The organism is Malaciobacter mytili LMG 24559, assembly GCF_003346775.1.
Lineage (GTDB): Bacteria > Campylobacterota > Campylobacteria > Campylobacterales > Arcobacteraceae > Malaciobacter > Malaciobacter mytili.
In genome coordinates this window covers 2,368,023-2,382,667 of the sequence record NZ_CP031219.1, presented here as the reverse complement: position 1 = coordinate 2,382,667, position 14,645 = coordinate 2,368,023, and the positions used below count along the sequence as shown (strand labels likewise).

The 14,645-nt window shown below is 30.0% G+C and carries 14 protein-coding genes; all 14 read right to left on the bottom strand.

From position 1 onward, the window contains the following. Positions 1-95 precede the first annotated feature (95 nt). The 14 genes from AMYT_RS11710 to AMYT_RS11645 are packed head-to-tail and all read right to left on the bottom strand — an operon-like array spanning position 96 to position 14,566. On the bottom strand, positions 96-1,598 hold the full coding sequence (locus AMYT_RS11710; protein WP_114842706.1) for an NADH-quinone oxidoreductase subunit N: 1,503 nt from the start codon (positions 1,596-1,598) through the stop codon (positions 96-98). Beyond that, a complete protein-coding gene (locus AMYT_RS11705; RefSeq protein ID WP_114842705.1) occupies positions 1,595-3,076 on the bottom strand; it encodes a complex I subunit 4 family protein in 1,482 nt (493 codons plus the stop codon). The genes AMYT_RS11710 and AMYT_RS11705 overlap by 4 nt, the downstream gene beginning before the upstream one ends. A gap of 1 nt (position 3,077) precedes the next feature. Then, the gene (nuoL, locus tag AMYT_RS11700; RefSeq protein ID WP_114842704.1) at positions 3,078-4,964 is read right to left on the bottom strand and encodes an NADH-quinone oxidoreductase subunit L; all 1,887 of its coding nucleotides are present in this window, start codon (positions 4,962-4,964) and stop codon (positions 3,078-3,080) included. Further along, positions 4,961-5,275 carry an NADH-quinone oxidoreductase subunit NuoK gene (gene nuoK / locus AMYT_RS11695; RefSeq protein WP_114842703.1) on the bottom strand — a complete coding sequence of 105 codons (315 nt, stop codon included), beginning with the start codon at positions 5,273-5,275 and terminating at the stop codon, positions 4,961-4,963. Before nuoK ends, nuoL begins: the two co-directional genes overlap by 4 nt. After that, the gene (locus tag AMYT_RS11690) at positions 5,275-5,796 is read right to left on the bottom strand and encodes an NADH-quinone oxidoreductase subunit J family protein (RefSeq protein WP_114842702.1); all 522 of its coding nucleotides are present in this window, start codon (positions 5,794-5,796) and stop codon (positions 5,275-5,277) included. Before AMYT_RS11690 ends, nuoK begins: the two co-directional genes overlap by 1 nt. Continuing rightward, the gene (locus tag AMYT_RS11685) at positions 5,789-6,295 is read right to left on the bottom strand and encodes a NuoI/complex I 23 kDa subunit family protein (protein ID WP_114842701.1); all 507 of its coding nucleotides are present in this window, start codon (positions 6,293-6,295) and stop codon (positions 5,789-5,791) included. The genes AMYT_RS11690 and AMYT_RS11685 overlap by 8 nt, the downstream gene beginning before the upstream one ends. Before the next feature lies 1 nt (position 6,296). After that, a complete protein-coding gene (locus tag AMYT_RS11680; RefSeq protein WP_114842700.1) occupies positions 6,297-7,580 on the bottom strand; it encodes a complex I subunit 1/NuoH family protein in 1,284 nt (427 codons plus the stop codon). Then, positions 7,577-9,013 (bottom strand): 2Fe-2S iron-sulfur cluster-binding protein, encoded by a 1,437-nt coding sequence (locus tag AMYT_RS11675; protein WP_114842699.1) that lies wholly within the window; start codon positions 9,011-9,013, stop codon positions 7,577-7,579. Before AMYT_RS11675 ends, AMYT_RS11680 begins: the two co-directional genes overlap by 4 nt. 30 nt (positions 9,014-9,043) lie before the next feature. Then, on the bottom strand, positions 9,044-10,330 hold the full coding sequence (locus AMYT_RS11670) for a citrate synthase (RefSeq protein WP_114842698.1): 1,287 nt from the start codon (positions 10,328-10,330) through the stop codon (positions 9,044-9,046). Positions 10,331-10,345: 15 nt separating this feature from the next. Then, positions 10,346-11,596: an NADH-quinone oxidoreductase subunit NuoF gene (gene nuoF, locus AMYT_RS11665; RefSeq protein ID WP_114842697.1), complete on the bottom strand. Its 1,251-nt coding sequence runs from the start codon at positions 11,594-11,596 to the stop codon at positions 10,346-10,348. Then, positions 11,574-12,071 carry an NADH-quinone oxidoreductase subunit NuoE family protein gene (locus tag AMYT_RS11660; RefSeq protein WP_114842696.1) on the bottom strand — a complete coding sequence of 166 codons (498 nt, stop codon included), beginning with the start codon at positions 12,069-12,071 and terminating at the stop codon, positions 11,574-11,576. The genes nuoF and AMYT_RS11660 overlap by 23 nt, the downstream gene beginning before the upstream one ends. Beyond that, positions 12,071-13,705, bottom strand: coding sequence for an NADH-quinone oxidoreductase subunit D (locus tag AMYT_RS11655; protein ID WP_114842695.1), 1,635 nt, complete (start codon positions 13,703-13,705; stop codon positions 12,071-12,073). Before AMYT_RS11655 ends, AMYT_RS11660 begins: the two co-directional genes overlap by 1 nt. Continuing rightward, positions 13,698-14,213 (bottom strand): NADH-quinone oxidoreductase subunit B, encoded by a 516-nt coding sequence (locus AMYT_RS11650; RefSeq protein ID WP_114842694.1) that lies wholly within the window; start codon positions 14,211-14,213, stop codon positions 13,698-13,700. Before AMYT_RS11650 ends, AMYT_RS11655 begins: the two co-directional genes overlap by 8 nt. Next, a complete protein-coding gene (locus AMYT_RS11645) occupies positions 14,204-14,566 on the bottom strand; it encodes an NADH-quinone oxidoreductase subunit A (protein ID WP_114842693.1) in 363 nt (120 codons plus the stop codon). The genes AMYT_RS11650 and AMYT_RS11645 overlap by 10 nt, the downstream gene beginning before the upstream one ends. Positions 14,567-14,645: the final 79 nt, after the last annotated feature.

Sequence of the window (14,645 nt, the reverse complement as noted above, 5' to 3'; positions counted from 1 at the left end):
AAAAAAAAAGCCCTATTTCTAGGGCTTTTTATATAGTGTTAGAAAAATAATAAAATAAAAATGTCATACGTAATCTTGTTACATATTAACACATTTTATTTTATAAATAAAGATTGTACCGTCATTTGTGCGATAGAAATAATAGAATCTATATTTATAACAGGTATAAAAAATACGATTGCACTACCAATACCACCTAAAATAGTAAGAACTCCAATAAATGCGATTACATAAGTTGAAACTCTTTTATCATTAAATCCTTGACTTTCACAAGAAGCATTTGCAGGATAGAAATACATCATTGCAATAAGTCTAAAATAGTAATATACTGACACAATTGTTGCAATAATTGCCAATACTGCTAAGCTTGCAAAACCAGCACTAATTGCTTCAGTAAATACATGGAATTTACCAATAAATCCAATAGTTGAAGGAATACCTGCTAAACTTAATAAGAAAATTGTCATCATTGCTGCTAAGAAAGGTCTTTCTTTTGATAAACCTTTAAAATCTTCAAATGTTACTCTTACACTTGTTTCAGAAATAATATGTGAAATTAAACCAAATGCTCCAAGAGCAGATAATAAATATGCAATTAAATAAAACATTGTTGCATAAGCAGCTTCAATATTTTGTCCTAATGCAAGAAATGCTAAAAGTAAGTATCCTGTATGTACAATTGATGATGCTGCTAGCATTCTTTTTACAATTTTTTGTGATACTGCTAGCCATGTTCCAAATACTAATGTTAGTATTACTAAAACATACATAATTGAATCCCAAAAATCAATTACATTTGAAATATCTTGTAAGAAAACTCTTAAGAAGAAAGAGAAAATAGCAATTTTAAATGTAGCTGCCATATAAGCAGTGATAATCATAGGAGCACCTCTATAAACATCAAGTACCCAAGATTGAAATGGGAATGCTGCAATTTTAAATAAAAATGTAAATAAAATTAGAGTCATACCAATATATACTAATGTTAAATCATTTCCACTATGATTAGAGATATATACTGCAATTTCTGTTAAGTTTGTAGTTTGAGTTGCACCGTAAATTAAAACAGAACCTAAAAGATAAAATGCACCAATAAAAGAACCTAAAACTAAATATTTAAAAATAGCTTCAACCCTTTTAGAATCATCACTATTATATCCAACCATTACATATACAGAAAATGATGCAATTTCTAAAGCAATAAATGCAGTAATTAATTCATTTGCATTTGCTAATAAAATCATACCAAATAAAGCGAACATTAAAATAGTAAAAAATTCACCTTTAAAATATTTTCTATGTAGAAAATAGTGTTCACCAATTAGTAATGTTAAAAGAGTACCAAAAATTAATAAAATACTAAAGAAGTTTGAAAATGAGTCAAAAATCAAAGCATTATTAAATATATCACTATAAATTTTTACTGAATATATTTCAGTAAAAGTTCCAATAGAAAAACCTAAAGCAATAATTAAAAAAATTGAGGCAACTGTAATAAAGTTCTTTGTTGAAAACTTATCATACATACTTAAAAGCATTAAAACAATACTTGCTGTTAAAACCGTTAAAATTGGTATTATTAAGATAAATTCATTCATTTCATTGCTCCAATTTTTAAGATGTCATTGATATAGTGAGTAACTGTTGGCTCAAATTTATCTATGAATATATCTGGATAAATACCCATTAAGAATACTAAAATAACCCAAGGAGTTAAACCAATAATCTCTTTAATTTTTAAATCTCTCATATTTAAACACTCACCATCTCTATCTTGTAAAATAGCTCTTTGAAACATCCATAACATATATGAAGCCCCAATAATAACAGTAAGTGCTGAGATATAACCTAACGTATGATTAAATTCATAAATACCAAATATAATTAATAATTCTGATACAAAACCATTTGTTCCTGGTAAACCAACATTTGCAAATAACATAATTGCAAAAATTACTGTGAAAATTGGAGCAGTTTTAGCTAATCCACCAAGTTTTTTAATAGATTTTGTTCCTGTCTCATCATGAATAATTCCAACAAGTAAAAATAGCGCACCTGTTGCAATTGCATGGGCAATAATTAAATATAAAGCTCCATTCATTCCATAAGCATTTAATGAGAAAATACCTGCTGAAATAAAACTTAGGTGTGAAGCTGAAGAGTATGCAAACATTCTTTTAATATCATCTTGCATAAGTGCAGCTATACCAAAATAGATAAGACCAAATAATCCAAAGATTACAAACCACATAGAAAACTCTACATAAATGTCAGGAAAAATAGGAATCATAAATCTAATAATTGCATATACTCCAAGTTTTGCCATAATTGAAGATAATAAGAAAACTGCACCTGTAGGAGCATTTTTATATGTTTCCATTATCCAAGTATGTAACGGGAAAATAGGAATTTTAATTGCAAATGCAGCTAAAAATGCTAAAAATAACCAAATTTTTTCATTATAATTTAAAGTAGTAATTCTCATTAAATCTGTATATTGAAAAGACCAATATCCAAATTCACTATTAAAAGTAACTCCAAGATATAAAACAGCAACAAACATTAATAATGAACCTGCCATTGTATAAACTGTAACTTTAATAGTTGTAAATTCTTTTTGTCCAAAACCATAAATACCAATTAGTAAGAATACAGGTAAAAGCATTACTTCCCAGAAGAAATAAAATAATACAATATCAAGTGATAAAAGAGAACCTGTAACACCTGTTTGAACTAATAACATATTAATCCAGTAACCTTTAGTTCTTCCTTCCCATAATAATAAATAAGAAGTAGGAATTAAAATAGCAATCATCATAAGAATAGTCAATGAAATTCCATCAACACCAATATAATAATTGATACCATAACTACTAATCCATGAGGCATTTGTTACAAATTGTATTCCTTCACTTGGTTCAAACTCTAAATATAATTTTAATACTAAAGCTAGAACAACTATTGTTGTTAGAAAAGCCATATTTCTAACAGCTTCAATATTCTTTGTTGTAACCAAAAGTCCAAAGGCTACAACAGCTGGTAAAAATATTATAAAAGATAAAACATCTGCACTCATACTACAATCCTAATGAAATATATAAATAAACAAAGATGCAACTCATACCAACTAACATAAATGCAGCATAAAATCTTACATTTGCATTTTGAATAGTTGCAACTTTTTTACCAAATGATACAAACTCATTACATACTGTCATAATAAATCCATCAATGATTTTGTCATCAACAACTTTATCAATAAATGTACTTACTTTTTTACTAGTTTGTACAAATACTTTGTCATAGAATTCATCAACATAGAATTTATTAGCAATAATTCCCTCTTCATTTTCAGGGTTGTAAATATCAAACTTAGCATACTTTTTATATGCTACAACAATACCAGCAACTGCAACTAAAATAGAAGCAGCCATTAAGATATATTCAGTTGAGTGTGCTAGATGAATCTTTTGCGAATTTAATTGAGAAAGCCAAGTATCTACAAAAGCACTTCCTCCAAAAATAGCTGGGAAGTTTAAGAAACCTGCACCAATTGCACCAATTGATAAGATTAATAAAGGAATTGTAATTGTTTTAGATGTATATACATATTGTGCTACATGTTTGCTTGGTGCAATAAATACAATAAAATATAATCTAAACATATAAAATGCAGTTAAAAATGCTGTAAACATTCCAATTCCCCAAATTAAATACTCACCATCTTGAAATGCCGCTGCTAAAATTGCATCTTTTGAGAAGAATCCAGAAAATGGAGGAATTCCCGCAATTGCAATAACACCAACTAAGAAAGTAAAATGAATAATTGGTAATTGTGCTCTATGTTGTGCAATTTTAAAGATATTTTGCTCATGATGAAGAGCTATAATAATTCCTCCAGCACCCATGAATAACATAGCTTTAAAGAAAGCATGTGTAAATACATGAAATAATCCAGAACTATAAAATCCAAGTCCAACACCTATAAACATATATCCTAATTGAGACATAGTTGAGTATGCAAGAATCTTTTTAATATCTTGTTGTCTTGTTGCAATAATAGCTGCAAGTAGGGCAGAAAAAGCACCAATATAAGCAATAAATGTTCCAATATCTTCAATACCACTATATAAAAAGTGGAATCTTGCAACCATATAAACCCCTGCTGTAACCATTGTTGCAGCGTGGATAAGTGCAGAAATTGGTGTTGGTCCTGCCATAGCATCTGGTAACCAAACATATAAAGGAATTTGTGCTGATTTACCCATAGCTCCTACAAAAAGTAAGAAACCAGCTAACATTAATAATTCAGTAGAAGCATTATTTATGTTTGCTTCAATTGTTGAGAAACTTAAAGAATCAGCACCAATTGCAAAAAATAGTGTTACAACACCAAGTAAGAAACCAAAATCTCCAACTCTATTTGCAATAAAGGCTTTATTACCAGCAATAACATTCTCTTTATCTGAATAATAAAAGGCAATTAAAAGGTAAGAACAAACTCCAACCCCTTCCCATCCAATAAATAAGATAATTGGGTTATCAGCTAATACTAAAATTAACATTGATGCTAAGAATAGGTTGAAATAAGCAAAGAATTTTCCAAACCCATTATCACCTTTCATATATCCTATTGCATAAATATGAATTAACCAACCAACAAAAGTAACAAACATAGACATAAAAATTGCTAAGTTATCCCCTAGTAATTTCATCTCAATATTTAAATTACCAATTGAAAGCCAAGTAAATAAAGTTTGAGTAAATACTACTCCTTCTTCTCTCATTTGTAAAAATAAACATAAAGTAATTAAAAATGCAATTAAAGGAGTAATTGTTCCAATAATCGAGAATACCTTATCAGAAATGCTTTCTTTTTTAATGTGATAAAAATAAAAACCTGCATTTACAATAGCACCAATTAAAGGAGCTAAAATAATCCAAACTAATAAAGGAGTATTCATGAATTTTCTCCTTGTGTTAGAGTTGTAAAAATATCAGTATCTAAAGATTTTTTAGATCTATATAATAAAATAATAACTGATAAGAAAATTGCAGCTTCAGCAGCAGCAATTGCAATTACAAGTACAGTTATAACTTGTGCATCCAAATTAAAGTGGTATCTTGCAAATGTCACTAAAAATAGTGTTATACCATTTAACATTAACTCTATTGACATATAAATTATAAAAACATTTCTTCTTGCAATAACACCAATAACACCTATTGAAAATAGTATCATTGAAACGAATGCATATGATGATAAACTTATCATTATTGCTCTCCTCTTTTTTCTTTAGGTTTTCTTCTTTTTGCAAGAACAATAGAACCTACAAGGGCAACTAGAAGTAAAATAGAGATTAACTCAAAAGATACTAGCCAGTTATTATATAGTGTGATACCAACAGGTTTAATATCACCAAAATCACCCTCAACAATACTTAAATCAGCATTTGGTAATTTTGAAACAGCTTTTAGAATTAGAACATTTAAAGGAATCATTAATGCTGCCCCTAATCCTATAAACATATATTTTTTAGGCTCATCTGGTAACTCTTCATCTTTAATATTAAGAAACATTAATATAAATAAAATTAAAGTCATAATTGCACCCGCATAAACAATTATTTGAACCATAAATAAGAAACTTGCACTAAGTAGAGCAAATAATCCAGCAATTGATAACATAGTTATTAAAAGACCTAATGCACTATTTAATGGTTTTTTATTAACTAGCATAGCAACAGCTCCAGCTATTGCAAAAAGACTAAGTGCTATAAATACTATATCAGTCATTATTAAAATCCTTTGATCTTTCATTTGACATTAGATAATCTTTATCTACTAAAAAATCCTCTCTTTTTGAACCTGTAAAAGAGAAAATTCCAGTATCCATTCTAATTGCATCACAAGGACAAGCTTCTACACAATATCCACAGTAAACACACTCTAATAGGTCAATTTTGAACTGCTTTGGTCTTTTTTCAGCAACTCCATCAAATCTCTCTTGGGCATCAATAAAAATACATTGAGCAGGACAAGCAGTTGCACACATATAACAAGCAACACACTTTTCACTTCCATCTTCCCATTTAGTAAGTCTATGTACACCTCTATATCTATCAGTTAAATCTGTTGGTTGAACCTCTGGATATTGAAGTGTTTTAAGATTTGATGTATCTTTTAAATTCTTAACAAAGTGCGTAAATGTAGTCTTCATACCACCTGCAATTGCAGGTAGATAAAGTCTATCTTTTAACGACTTTCCATGTCTTGGTACTATTTTTATTCCCATATTAATTTCCTGCTACTACAATATATGTTGCTGTTATTACAATATTTAGTAAAGATAATGGTAATAACACTTTCCATCCTAACATTTGAAGTTGGTCATATCTAAATCTTAATAGTGTCCATCTAACCCAAATAAAAACTAAACTCATTAATAAAAACTTAAGTAAGAAAGTTCCAATTTGAATAACTGTTACAGCTATATTTACACCATTTTCTCCAAGTCCAGTAGCTAAAAATGAACCTAAAATAGCCACAACTGCTATTGCTAATAACCAAAATACTTTAGTTAAAATAGCTGTTTCTTTAGCTCTAATATTATTTGAATCTTTCCAGTTATTGTTCTTTTTCATCCATTTTGTTAAAACAAAAACTTTTAAAGGTAATAAAACCATAATTACAATAATTACAATATTAATATTATCTTTTAATGTTTGTGTATCTAACCAAGGAACATGGTACCCACCAAAGAATAGTGTAACAATAATAGCACTTCCTGCACACATAGCAGCAAACTCACCAACTTGGAAAAGACCAAATTTCATAGCAGAGTATTCTGTATGATAACCTGCAACAATTTCAGATTCACCTTCGGCAATATCAAAAGGAGTTCTATTTGTTTCAGCAAAAGCTGTAACAATAAAAATCAATGCAGCTAATGGTTGCATAAATACACCCCATGCTGGAATAACACCAAATATTGTTCCTGTTTGTTCAGTTACAATTTCTGATAAGTTAATAGAACCATATGTTAATAACATAGAAATAACTGCTAAAGCCATAGCAGCTTCATAAGAGATAACTTGTGCAGTTGCTCTAATAGAACTTAAAATACCAAATTTACTTCCAGAAGCATACCCACCTAAAATAATTCCATAAGTAGATAATCCAGCATAAGCTAAAAACCACATAATCCCCAATTGAGTTGGAACAGCTTGCATTACATGCTCTTTTCCATCAATAACTAATGTATCAGCAAAAGGAATAACTGCAAAAGTTAAAAAAGAGCAGAAAAATAAAATTCCGGGTGCTATTGCAAAGAAAAATTTATATTTAATATGAGCAGATGTAAAATCTTCTTTAAATACAAGTTTTAACATATCAGCAATACTTTGAATTAGACCACCAAGTCTTAAAGGTCCAACATTACATCTATTTGGACCTGTTCTATCTTGAATAAAACCTGCAACTCTTCTTTCCCACCATACTAAAATAGGAGTCATTCCTGTTGCAAGGATTAATGCAAGAACTATATTTACAATAATAATTATTAAAGAAGCTGTTGTCATATATTTCCTTTTTCCACCATACTTTTCATCTCTTCTAATAAAGTAGTAATAGAAGCAGTAGGCTTATCTTTTTGCATTTTTGAGATAACTTTTTGTTTGATATTATCACAATTTATATATGTACCACTCTTCTCATAAAAAGATGAGATTGGAATTGCAACATTTGATTTTCCTATTGTTAAGCAGTTATGTGAAAAACAGCTTACTACTTTTTTATTATCTAATAAATTAATATTTTCATCAAAATAGTTAGTATCTAAAATCACTACTAATGATGCTTTTTCTAAATTAGCTTTAAACTCTTTTTCATCTTCACTAATTCCATACTCTTTAAAAGCAGCTCTATTTGCACTTTTATCACTTCTTCTTAAATAGTCATCTTTAAATGATTCATCAATATAATTTGGTGAATATCCAGAAACATTTGCTTTTAACATTTTTGCAAAAGAATTAACATTTTGTAACTCTTCACAAGATAGGTTAGGGCTTACTACAAAAAGTATATCTTTATTATTTGCAACTAATTTAAACATAGAAGCAATGCTACTTTCAATAGTTGTTTCTTTTGAATCTACAATTGCATTTGTAAATCTATTTTTATTTTCATTGTGATAAGAAAGTCTTCCTTCATCACACATAAAGAAACCATTTACAGCTTTATTTACTCTTGGTCTAAATCTAAAAATTTGATCATCTTTATATTTTTCTTTTCTATGATCAACATGAATATTACACCCTTTTGAACACCCATTACAAATAGCATCAAAGCTTTCTAAAAACCAAACTCTTTGTTTGAATCTAAAATCTTTACTTGTTAATGCTCCAACTGGACATAAATCAACAACATTCATAGCATACGGATTAGCTAAAGGTCTTCCTGGAAATGTTCCAATTACTGAGTGATCAGCTCTATGGATTACTCCTAGTTCATTTGTCCCTGTTATATCAGAACAGAATCTTACACATCTTGTACAAAGAACACATCTTTCTTGGTCTAACATAACATTTGCACCAAGATCAACTCTTTTTCTTGCATGATTTTTACTATCAACATTCACTCTTGACTCATAGAAACCTGATTGCATATAGTAATCTTGTAATTTACACTCACCCGCTTGGTCACAAGTTGGGCAGTCAATAGGGTGATTGATTAGTTGAAGTTCTAAAATATCTCTTCTAACTTTCTCAATATTTGCACCTTTTGTTCTTACAATCATTCCATCTTTAACAGGTGTATCACATGCAATTTGAGGTCTTTTTTGCCCCTCAATTTCAACCATGCACATTCTACAATTTCCATCTTTCCCTAGTGCTTGGTGATAGCAAAAATGAGGAATGTGAATATTCTTCTCTAATAAAGTATCAATTAGAAGCCCACCTTTTGGGGCATCTAATTCTTCTCCGTTTACTGATATTTTTACCATTTCACTCATTTCTTGTTATCTCCTTTAAGTAACTACTTATTAGTTACCTGTATATAATTGTCTTGGTCTAGCAATTTTGTGGTTTGGATCTTGTTTTAACTCAGACCATTGAGAAATCCATCCTGGAATTCTTCCAATAACAAAGATTGGAGTAAACATCTCTACTGGAATTTTAAGTGCTGTTAAAATTACACCTGAATAGAAGTCAATATTTGGATATAGTCCTCTTTGTTTAAAGTAATCATCACTTAATGCAGCCTCTTCAACAGCTTGAGCAATATCTAATAATTTAGAATCAAGTTTTAATTCAACTCTTAATTGATCTTGTAATTTTTTAAGAGTTTCAGCTCTTGGATCTCTATTTTTATATACTCTATGTCCAAATCCCATTAATCTAAATGGATCATTTTTATCTTTTGCTTTAGCAATATATTCAGGAACATTTTTAACATCCCCAATTAATCTTAATTGATCCATAACTTTTTCATTTGCTCCACCGTGAGCACTTCCCCATAATGCAGCAATACCAGAAGAAATAGCAACATATGGATGAGCTTCTGTTGAACCTACATTTCTAACTGTTGTAGTAGAAGCATTTTGTTCATGGTCAGCATGAAGAGTTAAGATAGCATCAAGTGCATCAACTTCAACTTGTTTAATTTCATCATTTAATCCATCACCTAGGTATTTCATCTTTCCACCTGGGTAAGCTCTTAACATATATAAGAAGTTTTCAGTAAAATATCTATTTACATCTGGGTAAATTAGTGGTGTACCAATTGAATTTCTATAAGCCATAGCTGCAATAGTTGGCATTTTTGCTAAGATTCTTCTTCTCATTGTTTTAAATTCATCTTCATCTTCTAAATGTAAGTGATCTTTGTAAAATGCAGCAAGTGCCATAGTAGCTGCACCCATAGTAGCCATTGGGTGTGCACCATCTGGTAAAGCATCAAATAATCTAATAATACCTTCATTTAAGAAAGATCTATGTCTGATTTCTAAATCAAAAGCTTTTGATTCTTCTTCATCAGGTAATTTACCAACCATTAAAAGGTGACAAACATCAAGATATGATTTTTTACCAGCAAGTTCAGTAATATCATAACCTCTATATCTTAACTCAGAGTTCTCACCATCAATAAATGTGATTTTAGATTCACAAGATGCAGTTGAAGTATAACCTGGGTCATAAGTAAACATACCTGAATCTTTGTAGAAAGTTCTTATATCTACAACACTTGGTCCTCTTGTACCATCAATAATATTATACTCGTAAGATTTACCACTTCTGTTATCAGTTAATGTCATTGTATTTTTTGCCATAGTTTTCTCCTTGGTTTAATTATTTTTAAATTCTTTTATAAATTCATGTCTAAATTTTTGAACGATACTTTTAATAATATCTTTAACAGCAGGTGCAAAAACACAAACAGTTTTTCCATTCATTGTTTCGCAAACATCTAAGATAATATCTAAGTCTTTTTCACTTCCTTCACCAGCTAATACCCTTGCTAAAACTTTATCAATCCAACCGCACCCCTCTCTACAAGGTGTACATTGTCCACAAGATTCATGATGATAGAATTCTATTAGGTTTTTAGCAACTTCAACCATATTCATACTATCATCAATTATCATCATTCCACCAGTACCTAAAGTAGAACCAATATCCCACATTGATTCATAATCAAGTACAGCTTTTTCAACTTCTTGTGCAGTTAAAATTGGACAAGATGAACCTCCTGGAATAACTGCTTTTAGTTTCTTCCCTTCTTTCATCCCTCCACCAATTTGATTGATAACATCAATCATCTTATTTCCAAATGCTAACTCATATACACCTGGATTTTTAACTGGACCACTCATAGCAAATAGCATTGTTCCAGGTGATTTTTCAGTTCCATATGCAGTATATGCTTGATAACCATTTTCCACAATAAATGGAACAGTAGCAATTGTTTCAACATTATTTACAGTTGCTGGATTATCAAAGAACCACTCACACTCTTTACCGTGTGGTTTTAATCTTGGATGTCCTCTTTTACCTTCTAGTGATTCAATAAGTGCAGATTTTTCTCCACAAATATATGCTCCACCACCTCTATGAACAGTAATATCAACTCTAAAATCGTGTCCCATTACTTTTTCACCAATAATTCCAGCTTCATATGCTTCATCAATAGCTTCATTTAATCTATCAATAAACCACTTATACTCACCTCTTATATAAATATATGCATCATGGGCATTTATTGCATAACAAGAGCAGATAATTCCTTCAATTAAAAGATGTGGATCATATTGAAAAATTTGTCTATCTTTAAATGTTCCAGGTTCTGACTCATCTCCATTTACTATTAAATAAGCTGGTCTTGGATCATTTTTAGGCATTAATTCCCATTTTGGTCCACATGGAGCTCCACCACCACCTTTTCCTCTTAGTCCAGATAGTGTAACTTCTTTAGTTACTTCATCAGGAGTCATAGTAAAAAGTTTTTCTATTGAAGAGTATCTTCCATTTGCTTTTGCAACTTCTAATTTATGAGAATTAGGAATATCAAAATTTTTACTTACTACTTTTACTAGCATTTTTGCACTCCTCAATTACCTTTTTTAATGATTCAACTGATTGATTTTCATGGTATTGCCCATTTAAAGCAAACATTGGAGCTCCACCACAAGCACCTAAACACTCAACTTCACTAAAATGAAATAGTCCATCTTCACTTGTTTCACCTGGACCAATTCCTATTGTATCTTTGATAAATTTTTTTAAATCTCTACTTCCCATAACCATACAAGATAGAGTTTTACATAATTCTATATGATAAGTTCCAATTGGTTTTAAGTTAAACATTGTATAAAATGTTGCAAACTCATAAACTTCAATTGGTTGTTTATTTAATTTATCAGCAACAAAAATCATTGCCTCAGGGCTTACCCATCCTTCTTGCTCTTGAACTAACCATAAAGCTGGTAGCATCATCGAGTTACTATTTGGGTATCTTTTTAACTGTTTTTGAAATTTTTCTTCATTTTCAGGTGTATATTTAAATTTACTCATTATCTATCAAACTCCCCTGCAATAAAGTTCATACTAGCCATTGTAATAACAGCATCTGCTAACATTCCACCTTCAACTATTTTTGAATATGCACCTAAAGAGTAAAAACAAGGTGGTCTACATTTAACTTTATAAGGTGTTCCTGAACCATCACTTGTAATATGAAATCCTAACTCACCATTTGCACCTTCAGTGTATCCGTAGTATTCACCTTTTGGAACTTTAATACCTTCAAAAGTAAGTTTGAATTGATTCATTAATCCTTCAATATTTCCATATACATCTTTTTTAGATGGTAAGAAAATACCTTGATGATCAACATTTAGTGGTCCATCAGGTAACTCTTTCATAGCTTGTTTAATAATTCTAATTGATTGTCTAATCTCTTCAAATTTAACCATAATTCTGTCATAAACATCTCCATGACTTCCTATAACAATATCAAATTCAAAGTTTTCATATCCATAATAAGGAGCATTTTTTCTTAAGTCAAAAGCAACTCCAGCTGCTCTTAGATTTGGTCCTGTAATTCCAGCACTAATTGCAAAATCATCTTTAATTACACCAACATCTTGTGTTCTATCATGGAAAATTCTATTATGTTCAACTAAAGATAAAGCATCACTAATACCTTTTTCAATCTCTTTAATTACTTCATTTAAATCTTCTTCAAAACCTTCATATAAGTCAAACTCTAATCCACCTATTCTTGTATAAGAGTTTGTAAGTCTTGCACCTGTTAGTTTTGATAATAAATCATATGTTTTATCTCTTGGAGCGAATAAATACCAGAAGTTTGTTAAACCTCCTAAATCAACCATATTAGCAGCATTACATACTAAGTGGTCAATAATTCTACTTAATTCTCCAATAACAATTCTAATCATTTTAGCTCTTGGCGTTATATCGATTCCTAACATATCTTCAACAGCTTTTGAATAACCAATATTATTTAAAATTGCACTACAATAGTTAAGTCTATCTGTATATGGAATTACTTGTGAGTAAGTGTGTGTTTCACAAGCTTTTTCAAAACCTCTATGTAAGTAACCAATTTCAGTTACACAAGCTTTGATTGTTTCACCTTCCATAGCTAAAAAGTTTCTAATAGTACCGTGTGAGGCAGGGTGAGATGGTCCAACATTTAAAAACATTAAATCTTCAAAATCACTCTCATCATATCCATAAGATTTTAATAGTGGAGTCATCTCATCCATTAAATCTTCAGTTTCAGTACAAAGTTGCCTTTTTGTAACTGGATAATCTTTTCTTAAAGGATGTCCAACAAATTGATGGTGATTTAATACTCTTTTTAAATTTTGATGACCTTTAAATTTTATACCATATTGGTCATAAGCTTCTCTTTCTGCCCAATTGGCACTATAAAATAGATCAGAAATAGTATCAACTTCTAAAGTATTATCATCTACAAATGCTTTTACAGTTATAAATTTTTTAAAAGTTCTATCTCTTAAAATATAAACAACAGCAAATCTTGAAGGAGTAACATCTGGATATTTTAAATAATCAATTACAGTAATATCTAATAGTAGATTAAAACCATCATTGTTTTTTAATTTTAAAATTGTTTCTCTAATTTGATTTGCATTAACTAAAATTTCATTTTTATGCATCTAGAATTCCTTTAAAGTTTCTAGCTCTTTCTTTTAATACAGAGTCTTTTTGTGCTTTTTCTTGAATTCTCATAACCGCATCTAATACAGCTTCTGGTCTTGGAGGACAACCTGATACATATTCATCTACAGGAATAATTTCATCTATTCCTTGTACTGTTGTATAGTTATCATAAAATCCACCAGAACATGCACACGCACCCATAGAAATAACCCATTTTGGTTCACACATTTGATCATAAATTTTCTTTAAAATAGGAGCTTGCTTATAAGTGATTGTTCCAGCAACAATCATTAAATCTGCTTGTCTTGGTGAGAATCTTACAACCTCTGCACCAAATCTAGAAAGGTCATATTTAGCTCCAACAACTGACATAAATTCAATACCACAGCATGCAGTACCAAACACCATTGGCCATAATGAGTATGATCTACCCCAATTAACCGCGTGATCAAGTTTTGTAGTGATTATTGAATCACCAAATGCTGATTCTGCTCCTAATCCCATGATAGCGCCTTTTTCTTATAAATATAAATTAATCCTGCAAATAATAATGCCATAAACATAAACATTTCTGCAAGTCCTAAAAATCCAAGTTCTCTAATATTTACAGCCCAAGGAAACATGAAGATAATTTCTACATCAAAAATCACAAAAAGAATTGCTACAAGATAGAATTTGATAGAAAATCTTAGGTTTGTAGTACCAACAGGGTTTGATACCCCACTTTCGTATACTAAGTTTTTTTGTTTGTCGTCTTTGTTATTTGGTCCGAGGTACTTAGTTAAAGCAAAAACTGAAACTAAGACTAGGCCTATGATAACAAAGATGCTTGTCGATAAAAGTAGTTCTGTTGACATTGCACTTCTTCCCATATAGTTTTGTTATGTTTGGATTGTACAATATTTTACAGTAAGTATAAAGGTATTAACGGATTAT